This is a genomic window from Pseudomonas sp. SDO5215_S409, from assembly GCF_054071325.1.
Genome location: NZ_JBSVWN010000023.1, coordinates 1 through 23,235, shown reverse-complemented (window position 1 = coordinate 23,235; position 23,235 = coordinate 1). Strand labels below are relative to the sequence as shown.

Genomic DNA, 23,235 nt, shown 5'->3' with positions numbered 1-23,235 from the left:
GGTTCATGCAGCGGTGGGTGCGCCGTCCAGCGCATCGCGCTGCATGGAGTGCAGGTTTTTCTCGATGGTTTCGCACAGGGTTTCCATCTGGATCTGATGCTCGCTGTGGCGAAACGGGCTTTGCAGGTCGGTGCCGATGCGCTCGATGGCCAGCAGCATGAACCCCACCACGGTGGAGGCCAGCGGCGTGAACCATTCCAGTGACTCCACCAGCCCCACCGGCACGATCAGGCAAAACAGCGTGATGAACAGTCGGGGAAAATACACATAGGGGTAGGGCAGCGGCGTGTTGGCGATGCGCTCCATGCCGCCCTGGCTGTTGGACAATTCCACCAGCGTCGACTCCAGCCGCGCCAGGCGGATGCTGTCCAGGTGCCCGGCCTGGTACTCGCGCGCCAGCAGGGCGGCCGAACCGTTGAGCAAGTCGTTGCAAAAATTGTTGGTGGTGGCGCTGCGTGCAAACTCGTCGCCTGGAATGAACGCACTCACCTCCTGCGGGCAAGGACGCCCTTGCAGGTGCGCCGCCAGGCAGTTCACATAAGCCACGTGGCGTCGCAGCAAGGCGGCTTTGACCGGGTTCACTTGCCCCTCGGGATCGTCCAGCAGGGTCAGCACTTGCCGGGCAAAACTGCGCGAATGGTTGACCATCGCCCCCCACAACGTGCGTGCTTCCCACCAGCGGTTGTAGGCGCTGCTGTTGCGAAAGCTGATCAGCACCACCAGCGCCGAGCCGAGCAAGGTCAGGGGCATCAGCGGCAGGTTGATCTTGCTGTTGAGAAACAGCATGAAGTCCACAGTCACGGCAATGTCCCACAGCAGCAGCCAGAACAGCGACCAGCCAACATAGCCGAGGGTTTTGAACATCAGGCGGTACTTGTTCAGAAGAAAGGCTTTCACAGGACACTCTCGCGGTGAGCAGGGGGATGTAGCTCGGACGCGGTTCAAGGGGTAAAGGTTCGCCAACGGTGGGTTGCCCTGCGTGGGGCCGTACCGATCACCCACGCTTATACCCCCTATTTCAAACTTGGATTTCACCACCGCCAAGCCCCGCGATAACCTCGGTGCCATCCGAGGTTTTTCACCCAGTCAGAGACAACCCACATGCTCAAGCCTTTAGCGTTCGCCCTTTTAATGGCCGCTGGCGCCACCCCGGTGGCCTTCGCCCAAACCGCACCGGCCGATGGGCCCGCCGCCCAAACCTTTCACCTGGGGGCCCTGACCGTCACCGCCCTGCATGACAAAAACCACCCCCTGCCCAACGACGGCAAAGTGTTTGGCAGCACGGTAGGCCCGCAAGCCGTTGCCCAGGTGCTGGCGGCCGCAGGCGCACCGACCGACCCAATCTCCCTGAGCGTCGACGCGCTGCTGGTCAAAGAGGGCAAGCGCACCGTCCTGCTCGACACCGGCCTTGGCCCCAGCGTGCAGGGCCTGTTGCTGCCGAGCCTGGCCAAAGCCGGCTACACACCCGAGCAGATCACCGATGTGCTGATCACCCACGTGCACAGCGATCATATCGGCGGCCTGGCAACCGCCGAAGGCACGCCGGCGTTTCCCAAGGCCGTGGTGCGTATTTCCAGCCCGGACTGGGAGTGGTTGCACACCCAGCCTGCGCTGGCGGCACTGGTGAAGATCATCACGCCGCAGGTCAAGACCTTCACCCCGGGCGACAGCGTGACCCCGGGCATCCGCTCGGTGCCGCTCAAAGGGCACACGCCGGGGCATGTGGGGTATCAGATCGTGTCGGGCAAAGACCAACTGCTGGACGTGGGCGACCTGGTGCACAGCTCGATCCTGTCCTTGGCCAAACCCGACTGGCCCATCACGTTCGATAACGACAAGGACGAAGGCGTGCAGACCCGTCGCGCCGAGCTTGCGAAACTGGCGGCCAGCCACGAGACAATTTTTGCGCCGCACTTTCCGTTCCCGGGTGTAGGAACGATCGCTGCCGAGGGGGATCACTTCGTCTGGCAACCGGCGCAGTAAGCCCCGGCGTCCACGCCGCTGCTCACGCCCGGGCAGCGCGAACGACTCCAGGGTGTGGGCATACCGCGCCGAATACCAGTACTGGCTGGACCAGATCGGCCAGGACGGGTTTGGCAGCGTGCTGCCGGTGATCAAACGCGCCAGGCGCTGATCGTGCACGCCGACGACGACCGCGACTGCCCGCTGGAACTGTCGCGTGCGGTGTTTGCCAACCTCACTCACGCCGCCACCGGCGCTGGGTAGGAATTGGCGAGGGCACCCACAGCGTGTTCATGGAGCGCAACCGGTGGCCTTCAGTTGCTAGGCCGCTGCTTGGTCGCGTCCAGCTCGGCCTTTTTGCCGGTGGAGATTTCGGTGATTTTCGCCGACTTGGCAATCGCGAAATCAAAGGTTTCCTGCATCTTGGCAATGGCGTCCGTGGGGGTGCCGTTCAGCCCGCCGCTGGCCGCCCAGTCGAAGTTCCACACGCCGGACAGGTTGTCGGCACCGGCCACGTCATGGGTTTCGATGGCGGTGAACACGTCCGGATTGCGCTCCATGTAGCGGGCAGCGTCGATGACATCCTTGGGCACCTTGCCCGAGGTGTCGTTGGCGAGCTGCGTGAGCTCTTGCTTGGTGATGGCCGACTTGCCTTTTTGCCGCATGTAATCGGCAATGGTCTTGCTGGACTTGGCGGTGTCCAGCTTGGCGTCGAACGCCTGCGAGGTGGGTTTGGGCGTGCTCGGCCCATTGGCGGCAGGGGATACGGTGGACATCGGCGCTGCTCCTTCAAGGGATGGGATGACAACGCCGGGGACGGTAGCATGGGCCATTGGCTATTACGTTGCAGCTTCACAACAATTCACAACGGTGGGCCCATTGCGCGGGTTTGGCGACCCAAGGTGCGGGGCGGTCAGTGGTTCAGCAGCCCCAACTGCACCAGGCTCTGTACGGTGGCCACAATCGCGTCTTCGCTGGAGCGCGGCGCCCAGCCCAACAGGCGGCGGGCCTTGTCGCCGCAAGCGTTGAGGTTGACGTCCAGCAGCGTCACGATTTCTTTCATCCTGGGGTTGCGCAGGGCCATCAGGCGCACCAGCCAACTGGGCAGCACGCGGGTCGGTACGTGGCGGGCGGCGGTGCCCAGGCGCTGGCGCAAGATGCGGGCGATGTCGGCGATCCACAGGCTGTCACCGGCGGTGGCCAAAAAGCGTTCACCGGCGGCGGCGGGGTGGGTCATGGCCAGCAGGTGCAAGTCGGCCACGTCGCGCACGTCCACCACACCGCAGTTGATCTTGGGGCTGCCGCGCTGGCCGTCCATCAGGTTCTTGATCAGGCGGATGGAGTGCGAATAGTCGCTGCCCAGTGCCGGGCCCAACACGGCGACGGGGTTGATCGCCGACAGTTCAAGGCCGCGTCCCTCGCGGGCGATGAAGTCCCAGGCGGCGCGTTCGGCGAGGGTTTTGGACTTTTGATAAGGCCATACCCGGCCGCTCAGGTTGCTCCAGTCGTTTTCGTTGAACGGCCTGCCCATCGCCGGGTGCCCCGCGCAGATCGCGCCAAAGGCCGACGTCAACACCACACGCTTGACGCCCGCGCCACGGGCGGCGCGCAGCACGCGTAAATTGCCGTCCACCGCCGGGTTGATCCAGTCTTCATCGTTGGCGTAGTTACCCGACGGCGTCGGCGATGCACCGTGCAGCACGTAGGTGCAATCGGCCGCCGCCTGCGCCCACCCTGCATCGGTGCCCAGGTCGGTGGCGATGAACGACAGGCGCTCGCCGGGCTTGGCGCCGCCTGCTTTGAGCTGGGCCCGTACCAGGGCTTCACGGTCCAGCGAGCGCACGGTGGTGCGCACGCGATACCCGGCGCTCAATAACGCCAGGATGCAATGTTGAGCGATGAAACCGGTGCCGCCGGTCACCAGTACTTGGGTGTCTTGCTGAGGCATGGGGGGCTCCAAAAAGGCAAGTGATGAATCATTGGCTGGGCATGATAAAGTCCGATTTGTGAACGTTGAATATCTGTAAATTCAAATGAATTGCTTGAGCGTACAAAAATGAACGGCGATCCGTTTTCCGACATCCTCAAATTTACCCAGGCCCAATCGCTGGTCACCGGCGGTTTCACGGCGGGCGGCCCGTGGGCCATTCGCTTTCCGGCGCCTCAGACCATCAAGTTTTTTGCAGTGTTGAAGGGCCAGTGCGTGGTCAGCATCGACGGCGAAGCCGAGCCGCTGCATTTCGAGGCGGGCGATGTGGGCCTGTTGACGGCGCAGCGTGCCTTTGTGCTGGCGAGCGCGCCGGGGGTGGCGCCGGTCGAGGCCATGAGCCTGTTTTCGGTCGCTGGCAAAAGCACCGCGCAGTTGGGGGATGGCGCCGACTTTGCCCACCTCGGCGGCCATGTGCTGCTGGATCCGGCCAGTGGGCGCCTGTTGGCCGATGTGTTGCCGCCCTGGATCCACGTGTCGGCGCGCTCACCCCAGGCAGCGGCGCTGCGCTGGTTGCTGGACCAACTGGCGCAAGAGCAGGCCCACCCGCTGCCCGGTGGGCAACTGGCCTCGGCGCAACTGGCGCAGCTGTTGTTTATCCAGATCGTGCGGGCCCACCTGAACACCGCCAGCGCCTTGCCCGCCAGCTGGCTGCGGGCCTTGAGCGAACCGCGCATCGCCCCCGCCTTGCGCCTGATGCATGGCGACCCCGCGCGCACCTGGCACCTGGAGGAATTGGCCAGGGCCTGCGCCATGTCGCGCACCAGCTTTGCCGTGCATTTCAAGGCCGTCGCCGGTGTGGCGCCGCTGGCCTATTTGACCGAGTGGCGCATGCACCTGGCCGAGCGCAGCTTGCGCGAGGGCCGAACACCGGTGGCGGTGATCGCGCGTTCGCTGGGGTACGCGTCCGACAGCGCGTTTAGCACCGCCTTCAAGCGGGCTCGGGGTGAGGCGCCCAAGGTGTACCGCAGCGCTACAAAGTCGTCCGCCTCTTCGCGCTGATCAGATTGAGGTGATTCACAAGGGCACGCAGGCGGATCGAGCCGAGTGCTTTGATCAATCAGCTACGCTGCCTGAAGAGGTTCAAGGGGTTAAAGGGCACCCGGCGATCATTTTGTTCTGTGCATGCGCAACAAGTGACTGTGTAGTCACAAAAGTGACAGCTTTTTTACACGGAACTATTCAAGAACTGGCCCCCACTCACCCCCTTATGTGTTTCACCTGACGCCTTCAAACAGGCTCATGTATGCGGGGATGGGTATGGTTGAAGAACAATTGATTTTGGTTGACCGGCAAGACAACCCGATTGGCCTGGGTGCAAAAAACCAGGTGCACTTGGACGGGGCACTTCACCGTGCGTTTTCCGTCTTTGTGTTTAACCGTCAGGGCGAACTGTTGGTGCAACAACGGGCCGCAGGCAAATATCACTCGGCGGGGCTCTGGGCGAATACCTGTTGTGGGCACCCGCGGTTCGATGAAACCAACGAAAGCGCGGCACGTCGGCGGTTGCGCGAAGAAATGGGCTTTGAATGCGCATTGTCTTACGTGACGCATTTCATTTATCACGCCGTTGTTTCCGAGACGATGATCGAACATGAAATCGACCACCTCTACATTGGCCGGTTCGACGGTATTCCCTGCGTCAATCCCGATGAAGTCAGCCAATACCAATGGTTGAGCCTGGGCGAAATCGAACGGCAACTTCAGGCCTGTCCCGAACACTTCACTCAATGGTTTAAACAGATCATGCGTGATGCACCCGCGTTGGACCCGGGTGAATGGGCCCGGCAAATGATGCTCGGCGGTTAGACCGCGCCCCATAGTGATTTCTGATAGCGACGCGCAGGGGCAACCCGTGCCTTGTCCGGTTAATAACGCGAGTGTTCAACGATGCCTTCTTACAGTCTTCCGGTGTTTTATTGCCCGTTTTCAACCCACCTCAATATTCACCACGACCACAGTTGGGCTTGCTCACGCGAGTGGCTGCGCCAGGTGGGACTGCTTCAGGGCGAGCGGGCGGCGCAGCGGCTGGAGCGCTCCGGGTTCTCTCAACTCACGGCCTTGGCGTACCCCTATGCCAACGCCCACCAGTTGAAAGTGGCGATCAATTGGCTGATCTGGCTGTTCCTGTTTGATGACCAACTGGACGAGTGCTACCTGGGCCATCAAAAGCACGCCGCCGCTGAAGTGATTGACCGGCTGATCGCCCACGCCCGGCTTGCGCTGCACCCGCGCACCCGTACGCAAAGCCCGGTTGAAAAAGCCTTCGTGGCGCTCTGGACCGAGTACGCCGCGGACCTGAGCCCGGCGCAGCAGCGCCGGTTCATGCAGAACATCCGCAACTACCTGAGTTCATTGCGCTGGGAAGTCGAGAGCCGCGCCGACGGCACCGTGCCCAGCCTGATCACCTTTGTGGAACTGCGGCGCAACACGGGGGCGGTGCGGTTGGCGATCGATCTGATCGAATACAGCCTGCACGCGGAAATCCCGGACGTGGTGGCCAACAGCACCGAAATGGAGATGTTGAAAAACTGCACCAATGACGTCATCTGCATGAGCAACGACCTGTTTTCATTTGAAAAGGAACAGGCGCGGGGTGACGTCAACAACCTCTTGGTGGTGTGGCAGAAAAACCACGGCTGTTCCCTGGACGTCGCCGTCGCGGCGATTTATGCGTTGATCCTCGAACGTCAAAACCAGTTCATTGAAACCCGTCAGAAGTTGGTGTCGCTGGTGGCGTCGCTTGCACTGGACGACGCCTGCCGCTTGCGCATCGAGCATTACGTGACGGGGATGGAACACTGGATGAAAGCCAACCTTGAGTATTCGTTATCCACGCCCCGTTACTCGGATATCGAAGCCAGCCAGCAAGGTCTTCCGGTGAGCTGGGTCGAGAACATCAGCGCCATGCCCAGCGCGGTGTTCGTCGCGCCTTGAGGCGCGTAATACCGGGCGGATAAGCCGGTAAAACTGTCCCTGTTTGCGGTTACAGACAGGGCCCATAGCCGATGTTTTGATCTTTGCAAGATCAACCCATACGGACTTGGAGCCCTGCATGAATCAACGTGTCGACCTGTCGCAAACGTACCCGCTGACCGCCGCGCAACACGACATCTGGCTGGACCAGATGACGCAGGGCGACTCCCCCCTGTACACCATCGGTGGGCACATCGAGATCAAGGGCCACCTGGACCTTGCGCGTTTTCGACAGGCCGTCGACCTGCTGATTCAAAAGCACGACGCCCTGCGCACGGTGCTGCTGGCGGACGAGCATGAAGGCGGCTCGCCGATGCAGGAACTGGCCGCTGTGTTGCCGGTGCCGCTGGGGGGGCACGACGTGCGCGGCCACGCGGACCCGCACGCCGCTGCCCAGGCCTGGATGCAGCAACAGATCCAGATCCCGTTCGCGTTGTATGGCGGCCCGCTGTTGCGTTTTCACCTGCTGCAGCTTGCCGACGCGTCGTTCTATTTTGTGGCCCATGTTCATCACCTGATCCAGGACGGTTGGGGGATGAGCCTGATGTTCGACTCGCTCGGCGAGCTGTACAGCGCGCTGGAAAAGGGCGCGCAGCCCGCGCTGTCGGCACCTTCTTATGCGCAGTTTGTCCATGACGATGCCCATTACCGTGAGTCCCCGCGTTATGGGCGGGACCAGGCCTACTGGCTGAACAAATACCGCGAGGTGCCCGCGCCGTTGTTTGTCGCGCGCTACCGCGACCAGTACCCCGATCGCAAGGCGCCGAGCTGGGAGGTGGTGCGGCGTTATCGGCAGGCCTTGAACGTGCAAATCGACGCCTTGGCGCAAGCACTCCGGGTGTCGCGCGTGCAGGTGCTGCTGGCGGCGCTATGCGTGTATTTTGCGCGCACGTGCGGGCGTGACGAGCTGGTGATTGGCCTGCCGATTCTCAACCGTTCCAACGCGATGTTTCGCAACACCTTGGGGTTGTTCACGCAAGTCAGCGCCGTGCGGTTGGCGTGCCAGGGGCCGCTGTCGTTTGCCGAACTGGCCCAGCAGATCGCGCGCACGCTCAAGCAGGACTATCGCCACCAACGCTACCCGCTCAGCGAGATCAACCGTTCACTGGGGCTGCGGCGTCAGGGCCGTGCGCAACTGTTCGACCTGGGCTTCTCCTACGAGCAGGTTGACCGTCAGTTCCTATACGGGGCGGCCCCGGCCAGTGTGGTCAAGGGCTCCAGCCACCATGAGCAGACGCCGCTGACCCTGCACCTGCGCACCAACCCTCACGATGAAACGGCGTGGCTGCATTTCACCTACAACCAGGCGTATTGGCAGCACGCCGAGGTCGAGGCCATGGCCGAAGGCTTCATGCAGGTGCTGGAGCAGGGGTTGGCCGACGACCGCTTGGCGCTGCAGGACTTTGTTTTACCGGCCCCGGCCGAGCCCGCGGGCGAGGCACCCGCTACAGGCCTTTACCCCGCTGGCAACCTGGCAGGCTCAGCGACGCTGCCGGTCGGCGAGCGCCACAGGGTGTTGGTGGACTTCAACGCCACAGCCGTGCAGTACCCGTCTGGCCATACCATTCATGGGTTGTTCCAGGCGCAGGCCGCGCGACAACCCGAGGCTATTGCGCTTCGCCAGGGTGACCAGCAACTGAGCTTTCACGCGCTCAACCAGCGTGCCAACCAGTTGGCGCACTGCTTGCTCGAACACGGCCTGCGCCCGGACGACCGGGTGGCGATCTGTGCTCGGCGCAGCCTGGAAAACCTCATCGGCATGCTGGCCGTGCTCAAGGCGGGCGCGGCCTATGTGCCGATCGACCCGGCGTATCCACCGGAGCGCATCCGCTACCTGCTGGAGGACAGCGCACCGGTGCTCATCCTGGCGCAGGCCAGCACGCGAACGCTGGTGGCGCACAGTGAGTTGGCCGTGATCGAACTCGACAGCGACCACTGGCATCGCCACCCCACGGTCAACCCGGACGTGGCCGACCTTACCCCGGCGAACCTGGCCTACGTGATCTACACCTCCGGCTCCACCGGGCAGCCCAAAGGGGTGATGGTGGAGCACCGTACCCTGGAGAACCTGGTGCACTGGAACAGCGCGGCCTTCGACTTGTGCGCCGGTCGCCATGCCTCAAGCGTGGCCGGGGTGGGCTTCGACGCCGTGGCCTGGGAGGTCTGGCCTGCGTTGTGCGGCGGTGCGACGCTGCACTTGTCGCCCGCGCAACAAGACCATGAAAACATCGATGCGCTGCTGCAATGGTGGGTGGCCCAGCCGCTGGACGTGAGCTTCTTGCCCACTCCAGTGGCGGAATACGCGCTGAGCCAGGGCATCGAACACCCTACGTTGAAAACCTTGCTGGTGGGCGGGGATCGCCTGCGCCACTTCAGCACGCCGCAACGTTTCCAGTTGGTCAATAACTACGGCCCCGCCGAAACCACGGTGGCGGCGACGTCCGGCCTGATCGAAGCGGGCCAGCCGCTGCACATCGGCAAACCCATCGGCAACACCCAGGTCTACGTGCTGGATGCGCAGAGGCAACCGGTGGCGCAAGGGGTGGTCGGTGAGGTGTATGTCGGCGGTGCCGGTGTGGCGCGCGGTTACCTGAACCGGCCGCAAATGACCGCCGAGCGTTTTCTCAAGGACCCGTTCAGCCCTGACCCGCAGGCGCGCTTGTACCGCACCGGCGACCTGGCGCGTTGGCTCGAAGACGGCAACCTGGACTTTCAGGGCCGCAACGACGACCAGGTGAAAATCCGCGGTGTGCGCATCGAGTTGGGCGAAATCGAAACCTGCCTGGGGAAACACCCGCACATCGCGCAAGCCGTGGTGCTGGCCCGCGATGAACGCCTCGTGGCGTATTTCACCGAGCACCAGGCGGTGAGCCTTGAAACCCTGCGCGATTGGTTGCAGGCGCACCTGCCGGGCTACCTGGTGCCGGCGGCCTATGTGCGCCTGGACAGCCTGCCGTTGACCGTCAACGGCAAGCTGGACCGCAAGGCCCTGCCGGAGCCTGGCCCGGACGCGCTGCTGCGCCGTGCTTACGAAGCGCCGCAAGGGGCGGTGGAAACGGCCCTGGCGCAGATCTGGGCCGAGGTGCTCAAGGTCCGGCAAGTGGGGCGCCATGACAACTTCTTTGAGCTGGGCGGGCATTCGCTGCTGGCAGTGAACCTGATCGGGCGCATGCGTCAGGTCGGGTTGAGCGCCGATGTGCGCGTGCTGTTCGGCCAGCCGACCCTGGCCGCGCTGGCGGCGGCGGTGGGCGGCGATCACGAGGTGGCGGTGCCGGCCAACCGGATCAGCGCCGATTGCACGCGGATCACCCCCGAGCTGCTGCCGTTGGCGAACCTGGACCAGGCCAGCATCGATCGTATTGTGGCCAGCGTACCGGGCGGTACGGCCAATGTGCAGGACATCTACCCGCTGGCGCCGTTGCAAGAGGGCATTTTTTATCATCACCTCAGTGCCGAGCAGGGCGATCCCTATTTGTTGCAGGCCCGCTTCAGTTTTGCCGACAACAGCCGCCTTGAGGCGTTTGCCCAGGCGTTGCAGGCGGTGATCGACCGTCACGATATCCTGCGCACCAGTATTGTCTGGGAAGGCCTGAGTACACCGATGCAAGTGGTGTGGCGCACGGCGCGACTGACGGTGCGGGCCATTGAATTAGATGCGGCGGACGGCGACGTATTGAGCCAGCTGCAAACGCGTTTCGACGCCCGCCAGGTGCGCCTGGAGGTCACCCAGGCCCCCTTGATGCAGCTGCTGTACGCCCAAGACCCGGTCAACCAGCGGGTGGTCGGGGTGCTGCTGTTTCATCATTTGGCCCTGGACCATGTCGCGTCGAAAGGGCTCTGGCAGGAACTGCAAACCCGCCTGGCGGGCAACCCTCATCAACTGGCCGCATCGGTTCCCTACCGCAATTACGTGGCCCAGGCGCGCCTGGGGGTCAGTGAGCAGGCGCACGAGGCGTTCTTTTGCGAGCAGCTTAAAGACATTGACGAACCCACGCTGCCGTTTGGCCTGCAAGAGGTGCAAGGCGATGCCCGCGGCATTGAAGAGGCCACTCACACGGTGGGCAACGCACTGAGCCTGCGCCTGCGGGCTCAGGCGCAACGGCTGGGCGTGAGTGCTGCCAGCCTGTTCCATCAGGCATGGGCGAACGTGTTGGCCACGACCTCGGGCCAGACCACCGTGGTATTCGGCACGGTGCTGTTGGGCCGGATGCGCGGCGGGGAAGGCGCCGAGCGGGCATTGGGCATGTACATTAATACCCTGCCGTTGCGCATTGAGGTGGGGCGTGAGGACGTGCGCACCGGTGTTCGGCAAACCCACGCACGCTTGACGGCGCTGCTGGGGCATGAGCATGCGCCGCTGGCGTTGGCCCAGCGCTGCAGCGGGGTGGCGGCGCCATCGCCGTTGTTCAGCGCCTTGCTCAACTACCGCCACGGTGTGCTGGCGGATGCGGGGGAAGAGGCCGTACACGCCTGGCGTGGCATCGAGTTGGTCGGTGCGCAGGAGCGCACTAACTACCCCCTGACATTGAACGTCGACGACACCGGCGACAACTTCTCGCTCACCGCACTGGTGACCACGCCCATCGACGCCGAGCGCGTCTGCGGGTATATGCAGGTGGCGCTGGACAGTGTGGTGACGGCCCTGGAAACCGCGCCACACACCGCGCTGCAGGATCTGGCCGTGCTGCCGCTGGCCGAGCGTCAGCAAGTGCTGCGCACCTGGAACACCACCGACGCGTTCTACCCCCATGACGCATTGGTCCACCAGCCGTTCGAAGCCTGGGCCAGGGTGCAACCCGATGCCGTGGCGGTGGTGTACGAAGACCGTCACCTGACCTATGGCGAGCTCAACGCCCGCGCGAACCAATTGGCCCACCAATTGTTGGCACTGGGGGTGCGCCCGGATGACCGGGTGGCGGTTTGCGTGGCGCGCGGGCTGGACATGATCGTCGGCCTGCTGGGCATTTTGAAGTCCGGCGCCGGTTACGTGCCGATCGACCCGGCGTCCCCGGCCGAGCGCATTGCCTACATGCTCGATGACAGCACACCGATGGTGCTGGTGACTCAAACGCCGTTGCTCGATCAACTGCCGGTGCTGGACCTGCCCACCTTGCTGCTCGATGCCAGCCCCGACGCTGGCATGGCGCAGCACAACCCGCAGCCCGCCGGCCTGACGTCGCGCCATCTGGCCTATGTGATTTACACCTCGGGCTCCACCGGGTTGCCCAAAGGCGTGATGGTGGAGCATCGCAACGTTGCCCGCTTGTTTTCGGCGACGCAGCCCTGGTTCGACTTCGGCCCGCAGGACGTGTGGGCGTTGTTTCATTCCTTCGCGTTCGACTTTTCGGTGTGGGAGATCTGGGGGGCATTGACCCACGGCGGCCGCCTGCTGGTGGTGCCGCAACTGATCAGCCGTTCGCCGCCGTCCTGCTATGCGCTGTTGTGCGAGGCCGGTGTGACCGTGCTCAACCAGACGCCCAGCGCGTTCCGCCAATTGATCGCCGCCCAAGGTGAAAGCGACCTGAAGCATCGCCTGCGCCAAGTGATTTTTGGTGGCGAGGCGCTGGAAACGGGCCTGCTCAAACCCTGGTATGCCCGCGAGGTGAATGCCCATACGCAGCTGGTCAACATGTACGGCATCACCGAAACCACGGTGCACGTCACGTACCGCGCCTTGACTGCCGCCGACGCGCAGCATGTGGGGGGCAGCCCCATCGGCGGGCGTATTCCCGACCTGCAACTGTACGTGCTGGACGCCCGACGTGAACCGGTGCCCGTCGGCGTGACGGGTGAGCTGTATGTCGGCGGCGCCGGGGTGGCGCGGGGTTACTTGAACCGCCCGGCGCTGACCGCCGAACGCTTCCTGCGTAACCCGTTCAGCAGCGACCCGGACGCCCGCTTGTACCGCACGGGCGACCTGGGGCGCTGGCTGGCCGACGGCAGCGTCGAATACCTGGGGCGCAATGACGAGCAGGTGAAAATCCGCGGTTTCCGTATCGAGCTGGGCGAGATCGAAGCCCGCCTGGCCGCCTGCGACGGCGTGCGCGAGGCGGTGGTGATCGCCCGTGAGGATGAGCCGGGAGACAAGCGCCTGGTGGCGTATGTCATCGCCCGGGAAAACACCGAACTGGCGGTGGCCGACCTGCGCCGCCAGCTGCTGCTGAGCCTGGCCGATTACATGGTGCCAAGCGCGTTTGTGCAGCTTGATGCCTGGCCGCTGACCACCAATGGCAAGCTGGACCGCAAGCGCTTACCGGCGCCGGGTCAGGCGGCGGTGGTCGCGCGTGACTATGTGGCCCCGCAGACCGCGCAAGAGCAAACCCTGGTGGCGATCTGGCAAGACATCCTGAACGTGCCGCAAGTGGGCCTGCAGGATGATTTTTTTGAGCTGGGCGGTGACTCGATCCGCATCATCACCTTGATCTCACGGGTGCAGAAAGCGTTCCCGGCCAGCCGGGTGTCGATCATGGCGTTTTACCAGGCGCCGACGGTGCAGGGCCTGGCCGCATGGCTGACGCAGGAGGCCGACCTGCCCCACGAGTGGTTGCCAGAGTTGACCCGTGGCGCGCACGACCCTGAGCTGGCGTTGGTGTGCGTGCCTTATGCGGGGGCGTCGGCCATGGTCTTCCAGCCGCTGGCCGACCAGTTGCGCCAGCGCCTGCCCTCGGCCCGTGTGTATGCCGTGGCGCTGCCGGGCAATCAGATGGAAACCCGCTTTGATGACAGCCTCGACCTGATGGGCATCGCCCGTGCCTGCGTCGAGCGCATTGGCCAGCGTATTGCCGGGCCGGTGAGCATTTACGGGCATTGCGCGGGCAGCGTGCTGGCGATGGAGATCGCCCGGCAGCTTGAGCAGCAAGGGCGCGAGGTTCGGTTTGTCATGCTGGGGGGGACCTTTGCGCCGCCGGGCTGGATCAAATACATCCCGTGGAACAACCCGTGGCGCTGGCACAGCGACCTGGCGTTGCGTCGCCGGATGACGGCCTGGGGCAACACCTCGGCGATGGGGACATTAAACGAGGCGGAGTTGACCGGCCTGTTGCGCAGTTTCCGGCGTGATTCGGGGCTGGCGCTGCAGCACCTCAAGCGCCAGGGGCTGAGGCAGATAGTGGCGCCGATTGTCAGCGTGTTGAGCCTGGACGACCCGCTGACGCACGGCAAAGAGGCGCGCTACCGGGTTTGGGGGCGCTATACGCAGGCGGTGCACGGCGTGCTGCTGGCCGATGGCGGGCACTATTTTGTCGGTAGCCGGGCGGCCGACGTGGCCGAGGTGGTGCTAGACACCCATCAGCACCGCGACCGGCTGATGTCGACACCGACAACCTTGCGCACCTGGCCAGGCGCTGAGCGCTGAAGCCAGGTGCAGTCGAGGGGCGCGGCAGGCTTAGCGGCGGTCGAGCCACACGGTCTGGGCGTTGCAGAATTCGCGCACACCAAAGTGCGAAAGCTCGCGCCCGAACCCGCTTTTTTTCACGCCGCCAAACGCCACCCGTGGGTCGGACACGCTGAACGCGTTGACAAACACCGCGCCGGTTTCCAGCTGCTCGGTAATGCGGCGGGCGTGTTCCGGGTCGGTGGTGAACACGCTGGCCGTGAGGCCGAATTCGCTGTCATTGGCCAGTGCCACCGCGTGTTCGGCGTTGCGGGCGGTGATGATCGAGGCCACGGGGCCAAACAGTTCCTGTTTGAACGAGGTCATCTGGTCGGTGACGTTTGCCAGCACGGTAGGTTGGTAGAAGTTACCGGCACCGTCGACCTTGTCGCCGCCCAGCACCAGGGTGGCGCCTTCGGCCAGGGTGGCCTGGACCTGGCCGTGCAGTTCGTCGCGCAGGTCGAAGCGGGCCATGGGGCCTACGTAGGTGTCTGCCGACGCCGGGTCGCCCATCACCAGCTTTCGCGTTGCTTCGACGAACTTGGCGGTGAAGGCTTCGACCACGCCCTCTTCGATGATCAGGCGCTTGGCGGCGGCGCACACTTGGCCGGAGTTCTGGAAGCGGCCGATCACGGCGGCTTGCACGGCGTCGTCCAGGTTCGCGTCGTTGAGCACGATGAACGGGTCGGAGCCGCCCAGTTCCAGCACACATTTTTTCAGCGCCGCGCCCGCCTGGGCGCCGATGGCGATACCGGCGCGCACGCTGCCGGTGAGGGTGACGGCGGCGATGCGGGGGTCGGTGATGGCCTTGGACACGCCTTGCGGCGTGACGTTGATCACTTCAAACAGGCCGTCGGCGAAGCCGGCTTTCTTGAACGCTTGCTGGATCAGGTAGGCGCTGCCCATGACGTTGGGCGCGTGTTTGAGCACGTACGTGTTGCCCGCGAGCATCGTCGGCACCGCGCCGCGCAGCACTTGCCACACCGGGAAGTTCCACGGCATCACCGCAAGGATCGGGCCCAGCGGGCGGTATTCGATGTGGGCAGTGCCGTTGGTGACCAGGGTAGGCTCGGGGGCGAGCATGGCCGGGCCATGGGCGGCGTACCACTCGCTCAACTGGGCGCATTTTTCGATCTCGGCGCGGGCCTGGGCGATGGGTTTGCCCATTTCCAGGGTGATGGTGCGGGCCATTTCTTCGGCCTGCTCACGCAGGGCGCCCGCCAGGGCCAGCAGCGCTTGGGCACGTTCAGCCACTGGCACTGCGCGCCAGGCGCGAAAAGCGTTGTGGCTGCGGGCGAGGGCGGCGTCCAGGGCAGCGTCGGATTCAAAGGCGTAGTGGCCCACCGTGTCGCCATTCAACGGGTTGATCGACAAGGCGTGGGTGAGCGGAGAAAGCTGAGTCATGGCACCGTCCTGCTGTATGGGTGGGATGGCGCCAGCGTACGGGGCTGCATCTTTTTCGCAAACTGAATAATATTAAGCGATACGTTCACGATTGGAGAATGCTGTGGATCTGGTCCAGTTGGAGATTTTCAAAGCCGTTGCCGAACAAGGCAGCATCAGCGCCGCTGCGCAGTTGATCCACCGAGTGCCGTCGAACCTGACCACGCGCATCAAGCAATTGGAGCAGGACCTGGGCGTGGACCTGTTTATCCGCGAGAAGAGCCGCTTGCGCCTGTCCCCGGCGGGGTGGAATTTCTTGGGGTATGCACGGCGCATTCTGGATTTGGTGCAGGAAGCCCGCGCGACAGTGGCAGGGGAAGAACCTCAGGGCGCGTTTGCCCTGGGGTCGTTGGAGAGCACCGCCGCCGTGCGTATCCCGGGGTTGCTGGCGGCGTATAACCAAAAGCACACCAAGGTCGAGCTGGACCTGAGCACCGGGCCGTCCGGGACCATGATCGAAGGGGTGTTGTCAGGGCACCTGACCGCCGCGTTTGTCGACGGCCCGGTGTTGCACGCCACGCTGGACGGCGTGCCGGTGTTTGAAGAAGAGATGGTGGTGATTGCGCCGCTGCATCACGCGCCGATCACGCGGGGGGCGGATGTGAACGGGGAGAGCATTTACACTTTTCGTTCCAACTGCTCGTATCGCCATCATTTCGAGCGCTGGTTTTCTCAGGACGGAGCGGTGCCGGGCAAGATCTTCGAGATGGAGTCTTACCACGGCATGCTGGCCTGCATCAGCGCCGGTGCGGGCTTGGCGTTGATGCCACGCAGCATGCTGGAGAGCATGCCGGGGTTTACGGCGGTGAGTGTATGGCCATTGGCCGACGGCTTTCGCATCCTGCACACCTGGCTGATCTGGCGACGGGGCACGGTGTCGCAGAGCTTGAGCAGTTTTGTGCGGTTGCTGGAAGAACGCGGAGCCATCAGTGAGGCCGCGAAGGGTTAGCCGCCGAACTGAAGGGTGCCGGTGGCGAGCTTGGCCAACAGGGCGCCAGCGCCCAACTGCACCAGCCACAGGGCCAGGCCACCGAGGAACACGCCCAGGGCAACTTGCAGGACCAGGCTTTTCTGGCGCTTGGGTTGAGGGCGGGAAGGGAATGCGTCGAGCTCGTCGCGGTCGGCGCGAAGGTCCAGGTCGTCGTTTTTCATAGGGCACTCAGGGGAGGGGAAGCGTCGGCCGCCAGTTTAAGGCGCCAGGCATGGCCTGTCTTGCGTTCATGCAACAACAACGGGGCCATCATCAAGCCCACCCCCTTGACCTGTTTTGCGCTGAAAAAAACGGTGGGGGCAGCCTGGCTCGTGGCGGCCCCCACTCTTAGCGCCCTTGGGCTTACAGCACCTGAACGATGGCCTGCGTGACGGCGCCAATGTTGGACTGGTTCAACGCCGCTACACAGATACGGCCGGTGTCCAGCGCGTAAATGCCAAACTCGCTGCGCAGGCGGGTGACTTGCTCGACGGTCAGGCCGGAGTAGGAGAACATCCCGCGCTGGCGACCGACAAAGCTGAAGTCATGGCCAGGCGCTGCCTTGGCAAGCTCGGCAACCATCTGCTCGCGCATGCCACGGATGCGCAGGCGCATTTCGGCCAGTTCCGCTTCCCAGTTGGCCCGCAGCTCAGGGCTGTTGAGCACTGCGGCCACGATGGCTGCGCCGTGGGTCGGTGGGTTGGAGTAGTTGGTGCGGATCACACGCTTGACCTGGGACAGAATGCGCGCGCTTTCTTCCTTGGACTCGCTGACGATCGACAGCGCGCCCACACGCTCGCCGTACAGCGAGAACGACTTGGAGAACGAGCTGGACACAAAGAAGGTCAGGCCCGATTCGGCGAACAGGCGCACGGCGGCGGCGTCTTCGTCGATGCCATCGCCAAAGCCCTGGTAGGCCATGTCGAGGAACGGCACCAGGTTTTTCGCCTTGACCACCTCCAGCACGTTGTTCCAGTCGGCCGGGCTCAGGTCGACGCCGGTCGGGTTGTGGCAGCACGCGTGCAGCACCACGATGGACTGGGGCGGCAGGGCGTTGAGGTCTTCGAGCAGGCCGGCACGGTTCACGTCATGGGTGGCGGCGTCGTAGTAGCGGTAGGTCTGCACCGGGAAACCGGCTTTTTCAAACAGCGCCTGGTGGTTTTCCCAGCTTGGGTCGCTGATGGCGACCACGGCGTTTGGCAGCAGTTGCTTGAGGAAGTCTGCGCCGATTTTCAGGGCACCGGTGCCGCCGACCGCTTGGGCGGTGATCACGCGGCCTGCGCTGAGCAGTGGCGATTGGGCGCCGAACAGCAGCTTTTGCACGGCCTGGTCATAGGCGGCGATACCGTCGATGGGCAAGTAGCCACGGGCGGCGTGTTGTGCCACGCGAATGGCTTCTGCTTCGGCTACCGCGCGCAAGAGTGGAATTTTCCCCTCCTCGTTGCAGTAAACGCCTACGCCAAGGTTCACCTTGGTTGTACGGGTGTCGGCGTTGAATGCTTCGTTGAGGCCCAGGATAGGATCGCGGGGTGCCATTTCGACAGCGGAAAACAGGCTCATTTTTGCGGCAGCTCTATAGAGAGTGGAGGGACGTGTGGCGCTCCAGCCGAATGCACTAGAGCGGTGCACAAACGGGGAGCTAGTATAGAGGCCATCATCGCTCACCGCGACAACCGAAACGGCTTTTCGGCCAAGTTTTTCTGTTTATTTGTTGACCGTTAGTCTTATTGCCACCTTGCCGACTGGGGGCATGTAGGACGATTGCCTTGAAAGCGGTCGTATTCGCCACCACTTCTACAGCTATCATGGTTTTTTCCTGCAACTTGCGAAGCTAATTCGCGGGTCGCGGCTTTTTTCGTCCCGACAGGTGTGATGGTCTGGGGTGACACCACGAGGTACGTATGTCGCAATTCCAACTTGTCACCCGTTTTGAACCTGCCGGTGACCAGCCGGAAGCCATTCGTCTGATGGTCGAAGGCATCGAGGCCGGCCTGGCGCACCAGACCTTGCTGGGGGTGACCGGCTCGGGCAAGACGTTCAGCATTGCCAACGTGATCGCCCAGGTGAACCGCCCGACGCTGGTGCTGGCGCCCAATAAAACCCTCGCCGCGCAGTTGTATGGCGAGTTCAAGTCGTTCTTCCCCAACAACGCGGTGGAGTACTTCGTTTCTTACTACGACTACTACCAGCCCGAAGCCTACGTGCCGTCGTCCGATACCTTTATCGAGAAAGACGCGTCGATCAACGACCACATCGAACAAATGCGCCTGTCGGCGACCAAGGCGTTGCTGGAGCGCAAAGACGCGATCATCGTGACCACCGTGTCGTGCATCTATGGCCTGGGCAGCCCGGAAACCTATCTGAAGATGGTGTTGCATGTCGACCGCGGCGACAAACTCGACCAGCGCGCCTTATTGCGCCGCCTGGCGGACCTGCAATACACCCGTAACGATATGGATTTTGCCCGCGCCACCTTTCGCGTGCGCGGTGATGTGATCGACATTTACCCGGCAGAGTCGGACCTCGAGGCGATCCGCATCGAGCTGTTCGACGATGAAGTGGAGAGTTTGTCGGCCTTCGACCCGCTGACCGGCGAGGTGATCCGCAAGCTGCCACGCTTCACCTTCTACCCCAAAAGCCACTATGTGACCCCGCGTGAAACCCTGCTGGACGCGATGGAAGGCATCAAGGCCGAGCTGGCCGAGCGCCTGGAGTACCTGCGTTCCAACAATAAGCTGGTGGAAGCCCAGCGGCTGGAGCAGCGCACGCGCTTTGACCTGGAGATGATCCTGGAGCTGGGGTACTGCAACGGCATCGAAAACTACTCGCGCTACCTGTCGGGCCGCGAGTCCGGCGCGCCGCCGCCGACGCTGTATGACTACCTGCCAGCGGACGCGCTGCTGGTGATCGACGAGTCCCACGTGAGCGTGCCGCAAGTCGGCGCCATGTATAAGGGCGACCGGTCGCGCAAGGAAACCCTGGTGGAGTACGGTTTTCGCCTGCCCTCGGCGCTGGATAACCGGCCGATGCGCTTCGACGAGTGGGAAAGTATCAGCCCGCAGACCATTTTTGTGTCCGCCACCCCGGGCAATTACGAGGCCGAGCACGCCGGCCGGGTGGTCGAGCAGGTGGTGCGTCCCACGGGCCTGGTGGACCCGCAAGTGGAGATCCGCCCGGCGCTGACCCAGGTGGACGACCTGCTGTCGGAAATCAACAAGCGCGTGGCCGTCGAGGAGCGGGTGCTGGTCACGACGCTGACCAAACGCATGGCCGAGGATTTGACCGATTACCTGGCCGACCACGGCGTGCGGGTGCGTTACCTGCACTCGGACATCGACACCGTCGAGCGCGTGGAAATCATCCGCGACCTGCGCCTGGGCACCTTTGATGTGCTGGTGGGGATCAACCTGCTGCGCGAAGGCCTGGACATGCCGGAAGTGTCGCTGGTGGCGATTCTGGATGCCGACAAAGAGGGCTTCTTGCGCTCGGAGCGCTCGCTGATCCAGACCATTGGCCGGGCCGCACGTAACCTCAATGGCCGGGCGATTCTGTATGCCGACCGCATCACCGGCTCCATGGAGCGGGCGATCGGCGAAACCGAGCGGCGCCGGGACAAGCAAATCGCGTTCAACCAGGCCAATGGCATCACGCCCAAAGGCGTGTTCAAGGACGTGGCCGACATCATGGAAGGCGCCACCGTGCCGGGGTCGCGCAGCAAGAAGCGCAAAGGCATGGCCAAGGCCGCCGAGGAAAGCGCCAAGTACGAGAACGAACTGCGCTCGCCGAGCGAGATCACCAAGCGCATTCGTCAACTGGAAGAAAAGATGTACCAGTTGGCGCGGGACCTGGAGTTCGAAGCGGCGGCGCAGATGCGCGACGACATCGCCAAATTGCGCGAGCGACTGCTGGCGGTGTGACCGCGGGTTATTCGGTGGTGGCCTCGTTCAGTTCGATGAGTCGGGAGGAGGCCCACACGCGGTATTTGAGGCGGATGTCGAATCTCTCCTTGAGCGTGGCGAAGTGTGTGTCGTCCGGCACATAGATGACCAGGGGTTGCTTGCTGTCGTAGTCGAGCATGAAGTTTTCGCCCTCCAGCACCACGTTGTCTTCCTGTTGGCGTGGGCGCTCGCAACCGCGCCGGGTGCCCCAGCCGGGTCGCAGGTAGTAATAGGTGTGAGCGCTGCCCGGAATGTGCCGGGCTTCAAAGCGGCCGTTTCGCCAGTGCCCGTTGCAGTCGAGTTCGTTGTCGGAAAAAGTGGTGATGCTGGTAAGAATCTCGACCTTGAGCTCGCTTTCCTGTGGGTGCCTGGGCAGGCGAATGACCTTGCGGATAGCGCCCGTTTCGGCGGGCGGGTACGGCGCGAGGTCATCGGTGCCTGGGCAGTGGGCGTGCACAGTGATGCCAGCCAGTTGCAGCAGAAAGTCAGCGGAAAAGAAATTGAGCATGAGCGCTTCTCTGAAAGGGGGTTGCACGACGCGGTGTGCGTTGCGCGGTCCACATTAAGCGGGCGCCGTGCGCACGAGTAGGCGGCGAGGGCAGCAGCGCCGGTGGGGCAAGGGCGAAAAAATGCGTGGAAATGCGCCTGCACGCCGTCAGGTGCCGCCCCGTGCTGGAGCCTGGGGGCCTGTGGCTGTTACCATTCGCCCCTTGTTTGACTTTCAGTTTCATTGCCCATTCCGAGACTCGCCATGACCACCGTCCGCACGCGCATTGCGCCATCGCCTACTGGGGATCCCCACGTCGGCACTGCCTACATCGCCTTGTTCAACTACTGCTTTGCCAAGCAGCATGGTGGCGAATTCATCCTGCGGATCGAAGACACCGATCAATTGCGTTCCACCCGTGAGTCGGAACAGCAGATTTTCGACGCCTTGCGCTGGCTGGGCATTACCTGGGCCGAAGGCCCGGACGTCGGCGGCCCGCACGGCCCGTACCGCCAGAGCGAGCGCAGCGAGATCTACAAGCAGTACACCCAGCAACTGGTGGACATGGGGCACGCCTTCCCGTGCTTCTGCACCGCCGAAGAGCTGGACCAGATGCGCGCCGAGCAACAGGCCCGGGGCGAAACCCCGCGCTACGACGGCCGTGCGCTGCTGCTGTCCAAGGACGAAGTGGCGCGCCGCCTGGCCGCTGGCGAGCCGCATGTGATCCGCATGAAAGTGCCGAGCGAAGGCGTGTGCGTGGTGCCGGACATGCTGCGCGGTGAAGTCGAGATCCCGTGGGACCGCATGGACATGCAAGTGCTGATGAAGACCGACGGCCTGCCGACGTACTTTCTGGCCAACGTGGTGGACGACCACTTGATGGGCATCACCCACGTGCTGCGCGGTGAAGAATGGCTGCCGTCGGCGCCCAAACTGATCCTGCTCTACGAATACTTCGGCTGGGAACAGCCGCAGCTGTGCTACATGCCGCTGCTGCGCAACCCCGACAAGAGCAAGCTGTCCAAGCGCAAGAACCCGACCTCGGTGACGTTCTACGAGCGCATGGGCTTTATGCCCGAAGCGATGCTCAACTACTTGGGCCGCATGGGCTGGTCGATGCCCGACGAGCGCGAGAAGTTCTCACTGCAGGAAATGGTCGACAACTTCGACCTGTCTCGCGTCTCCCTCGGCGGGCCGATCTTCGACATCGAGAAACTGTCGTGGCTCAACGGCCAGTGGTTGCGTGACCTGCCGGTGGAAGCGTTCGCCCAGCGTCTACAGCAGTGGGCGTTGAACCCCGAGTACATGATGAAGATCGCGCCGCACGTGCAGGGCCGGGTCGAGACGTTCAGCCAGGTGGCTCCGCTGGCCGGGTTTTTCTTTTCGGGCGGCGTGAACCCGCAGGCCAGCCTGTTTGAGTCCAAGAAGCTCTCGGGCGACCAGGTGCGCCAGTTGATGCAACTGATCCTGTGGAAACTCGAAAGCTTGCGTCAGTGGGAGAAGGACGCCATCACCGCGACGATCCAGGCGGTGGTCGAGTCCCTTGAGCTTAAGCTGCGCGATGCCATGCCGCTGATGTTTGCCGCGATCACCGGGCAAGCCAGTTCGGTGTCGGTGCTGGATGCGATGGAAATTCTCGGCCCGGACCTGACGCGCTTCCGTCTGCGCCAAGCCATTGATTTGCTTGGCGGTGTCTCCAAGAAAGAAAACAAAGAGTGGGAAAAGCTGCTGGGCGCTATCGGCTAAGCACGCGGTTGTAACGGCCAAACCCCGGTTTTACGGGGTTTGGTCGGTAAGTGATTGTTATCCCGGCAAAAAATTTTGAAAATTGTTGAAAATAAATTTGACAGCTTTCCAATACGCCCTTAAGATTCGCCCCGTCCTCACCGACGAGGGGCTATAGCTCAGCTGGGAGAGCGCTTGCATGGCATGCAAGAGGTCAACGGTTCGATCCCGTTTAGCTCCACCAATTTACAGCTTCAAGGTCTGGCCACACCGGCCTTGAATCGATCAGAACTCAGGCTGATCACGTTGTTAGAAGGGTTTGTGTCCCCTTCGTCTAGTGGCCTAGGACACCGCCCTTTCACGGCGGTAACAGGG

15 protein-coding genes and 1 tRNA gene are annotated in these 23,235 nt (G+C 63.3%); 9 read left to right on the top strand and 7 right to left on the bottom strand.

The window, feature by feature from the left end; translation table 11 throughout:
* Positions 1 to 3 precede the first annotated feature (3 nt).
* A complete protein-coding gene (locus ACW9H9_RS13865; RefSeq protein WP_457343825.1) occupies positions 4 to 864 on the bottom strand; it encodes a bestrophin family protein in 861 nt (286 codons plus the stop codon).
* Between the two features lie 237 nt (positions 865 to 1,101).
* Between ACW9H9_RS13865 and ACW9H9_RS13860 the strand changes: the two genes are divergently transcribed.
* Positions 1,102 to 1,983 carry an MBL fold metallo-hydrolase gene (locus ACW9H9_RS13860; RefSeq protein ID WP_457343766.1) on the top strand — a complete coding sequence of 294 codons (882 nt, stop codon included), beginning with the start codon at positions 1,102 to 1,104 and terminating at the stop codon, positions 1,981 to 1,983.
* Between the two features lie 293 nt (positions 1,984 to 2,276).
* Here the strand turns inward: ACW9H9_RS13860 and ACW9H9_RS13855 are convergent, their stop codons facing one another.
* Both ACW9H9_RS13855 and ACW9H9_RS13850 read right to left on the bottom strand, forming a co-directional pair.
* On the bottom strand, positions 2,277 to 2,738 hold the full coding sequence (locus ACW9H9_RS13855; RefSeq protein WP_457343827.1) for a hypothetical protein: 462 nt from the start codon (positions 2,736 to 2,738) through the stop codon (positions 2,277 to 2,279).
* Positions 2,739 to 2,875: 137 nt separating this feature from the next.
* Positions 2,876 to 3,910, bottom strand: a complete 1,035-nt coding sequence (locus ACW9H9_RS13850; RefSeq protein ID WP_457343765.1) for an SDR family oxidoreductase — start codon at positions 3,908 to 3,910, stop codon at positions 2,876 to 2,878.
* A 108-nt stretch (positions 3,911 to 4,018) separates the two neighbouring features.
* Here ACW9H9_RS13850 and ACW9H9_RS13845 point away from each other — a divergent pair, with 108 nt between their 5' ends.
* The 4 genes from ACW9H9_RS13845 (at position 4,019) to ACW9H9_RS13830 (ending at position 14,279) form a co-directional block, all read left to right on the top strand.
* Positions 4,019 to 4,951, top strand: a complete 933-nt coding sequence (locus ACW9H9_RS13845) for an AraC family transcriptional regulator (protein ID WP_457343764.1) — start codon at positions 4,019 to 4,021, stop codon at positions 4,949 to 4,951.
* A gap of 210 nt (positions 4,952 to 5,161) precedes the next feature.
* Positions 5,162 to 5,758 (top strand): isopentenyl-diphosphate Delta-isomerase, encoded by a 597-nt coding sequence (gene idi / locus ACW9H9_RS13840; RefSeq protein WP_457343762.1) that lies wholly within the window; start codon positions 5,162 to 5,164, stop codon positions 5,756 to 5,758.
* 81 nt (positions 5,759 to 5,839) lie between these two features.
* Complete coding sequence (locus ACW9H9_RS13835) at positions 5,840 to 6,886, top strand: terpene synthase family protein (protein WP_457343761.1); 1,047 nt, start codon at positions 5,840 to 5,842, stop codon at positions 6,884 to 6,886.
* 118 nt (positions 6,887 to 7,004) lie between these two features.
* Positions 7,005 to 14,279: an amino acid adenylation domain-containing protein gene (locus tag ACW9H9_RS13830; RefSeq protein WP_457343760.1), complete on the top strand. Its 7,275-nt coding sequence runs from the start codon at positions 7,005 to 7,007 to the stop codon at positions 14,277 to 14,279.
* 30 nt (positions 14,280 to 14,309) lie between these two features.
* On the opposite strand, the gene ACW9H9_RS13825 is transcribed toward ACW9H9_RS13830, so the two are convergent.
* Positions 14,310 to 15,701: an aldehyde dehydrogenase family protein gene (locus ACW9H9_RS13825; protein WP_457343759.1), complete on the bottom strand. Its 1,392-nt coding sequence runs from the start codon at positions 15,699 to 15,701 to the stop codon at positions 14,310 to 14,312.
* A 103-nt stretch (positions 15,702 to 15,804) separates the two neighbouring features.
* Between ACW9H9_RS13825 and ptrR the strand changes: the two genes are divergently transcribed.
* Positions 15,805 to 16,689, top strand: coding sequence for a putrescine utilization regulator PtrR (gene ptrR / locus ACW9H9_RS13820; RefSeq protein ID WP_457343758.1), 885 nt, complete (start codon positions 15,805 to 15,807; stop codon positions 16,687 to 16,689).
* Here ptrR and ACW9H9_RS13815 read toward each other — a convergent pair.
* Together ACW9H9_RS13815 and ACW9H9_RS13810 are read right to left on the bottom strand one after the other, a co-directional pair.
* The gene (locus ACW9H9_RS13815) at positions 16,686 to 16,892 is read right to left on the bottom strand and encodes a hypothetical protein (RefSeq protein WP_457343757.1); all 207 of its coding nucleotides are present in this window, start codon (positions 16,890 to 16,892) and stop codon (positions 16,686 to 16,688) included. The two genes, ptrR and ACW9H9_RS13815, sit on opposite strands and share 4 nt — an antisense overlap.
* A gap of 181 nt (positions 16,893 to 17,073) precedes the next feature.
* Positions 17,074 to 18,270, bottom strand: coding sequence for an amino acid aminotransferase (locus ACW9H9_RS13810; RefSeq protein ID WP_457343756.1), 1,197 nt, complete (start codon positions 18,268 to 18,270; stop codon positions 17,074 to 17,076).
* 341 nt (positions 18,271 to 18,611) lie between these two features.
* Between ACW9H9_RS13810 and uvrB the strand changes: the two genes are divergently transcribed.
* A complete protein-coding gene (gene uvrB, locus ACW9H9_RS13805) occupies positions 18,612 to 20,627 on the top strand; it encodes an excinuclease ABC subunit UvrB (RefSeq protein WP_457343755.1) in 2,016 nt (671 codons plus the stop codon).
* Between the two features lie 7 nt (positions 20,628 to 20,634).
* On the opposite strand, the gene ACW9H9_RS13800 is transcribed toward uvrB, so the two are convergent.
* Positions 20,635 to 21,156: an ecotin family protein gene (locus ACW9H9_RS13800; protein ID WP_457343754.1), complete on the bottom strand. Its 522-nt coding sequence runs from the start codon at positions 21,154 to 21,156 to the stop codon at positions 20,635 to 20,637.
* Between the two features lie 243 nt (positions 21,157 to 21,399).
* On the opposite strand from ACW9H9_RS13800, the gene gltX reads away from it, so the two are divergent.
* Complete coding sequence (gene gltX, locus ACW9H9_RS13795) at positions 21,400 to 22,881, top strand: glutamate--tRNA ligase (RefSeq protein WP_457343753.1); 1,482 nt, start codon at positions 21,400 to 21,402, stop codon at positions 22,879 to 22,881.
* A 147-nt stretch (positions 22,882 to 23,028) separates the two neighbouring features.
* A tRNA-Ala gene (locus ACW9H9_RS13790) sits at positions 23,029 to 23,104 on the top strand.
* The last annotated feature ends 131 nt before the right edge of the window (positions 23,105 to 23,235 follow it).

What these genes read in the sequence shown, in the direction of transcription:
- ACW9H9_RS13810 (WP_457343756.1), bottom strand. Translation starts at nt 18,270, where the DNA reads ATGAGCCTGTTTTCCGCTGTCGAAATGGCACCCCGCGATCCTATCCTG.
- ACW9H9_RS13800 (WP_457343754.1), bottom strand. Translation starts at nt 21,156, where the DNA reads ATGCTCAATTTCTTTTCCGCTGACTTTCTGCTGCAACTGGCTGGCATC.
- ACW9H9_RS13835 (WP_457343761.1), top strand. Translation starts at nt 5,840, where the DNA reads ATGCCTTCTTACAGTCTTCCGGTGTTTTATTGCCCGTTTTCAACCCAC.
- ACW9H9_RS13845 (WP_457343764.1), top strand. Translation starts at nt 4,019, where the DNA reads ATGAACGGCGATCCGTTTTCCGACATCCTCAAATTTACCCAGGCCCAA.
- ACW9H9_RS13825 (WP_457343759.1), bottom strand. Translation starts at nt 15,701, where the DNA reads ATGACTCAGCTTTCTCCGCTCACCCACGCCTTGTCGATCAACCCGTTG.
- ACW9H9_RS13815 (WP_457343757.1), bottom strand. Translation starts at nt 16,892, where the DNA reads ATGAAAAACGACGACCTGGACCTTCGCGCCGACCGCGACGAGCTCGAC.
- ACW9H9_RS13830 (WP_457343760.1), top strand. Translation starts at nt 7,005, where the DNA reads ATGAATCAACGTGTCGACCTGTCGCAAACGTACCCGCTGACCGCCGCG.
- uvrB (WP_457343755.1), top strand. Translation starts at nt 18,612, where the DNA reads ATGTCGCAATTCCAACTTGTCACCCGTTTTGAACCTGCCGGTGACCAG.
- ACW9H9_RS13855 (WP_457343827.1), bottom strand. Translation starts at nt 2,738, where the DNA reads ATGTCCACCGTATCCCCTGCCGCCAATGGGCCGAGCACGCCCAAACCC.
- gltX (WP_457343753.1), top strand. Translation starts at nt 21,400, where the DNA reads ATGACCACCGTCCGCACGCGCATTGCGCCATCGCCTACTGGGGATCCC.
- ACW9H9_RS13860 (WP_457343766.1), top strand. Translation starts at nt 1,102, where the DNA reads ATGCTCAAGCCTTTAGCGTTCGCCCTTTTAATGGCCGCTGGCGCCACC.
- ACW9H9_RS13865 (WP_457343825.1), bottom strand. Translation starts at nt 864, where the DNA reads ATGTTCAAAACCCTCGGCTATGTTGGCTGGTCGCTGTTCTGGCTGCTG.
- ACW9H9_RS13850 (WP_457343765.1), bottom strand. Translation starts at nt 3,910, where the DNA reads ATGCCTCAGCAAGACACCCAAGTACTGGTGACCGGCGGCACCGGTTTC.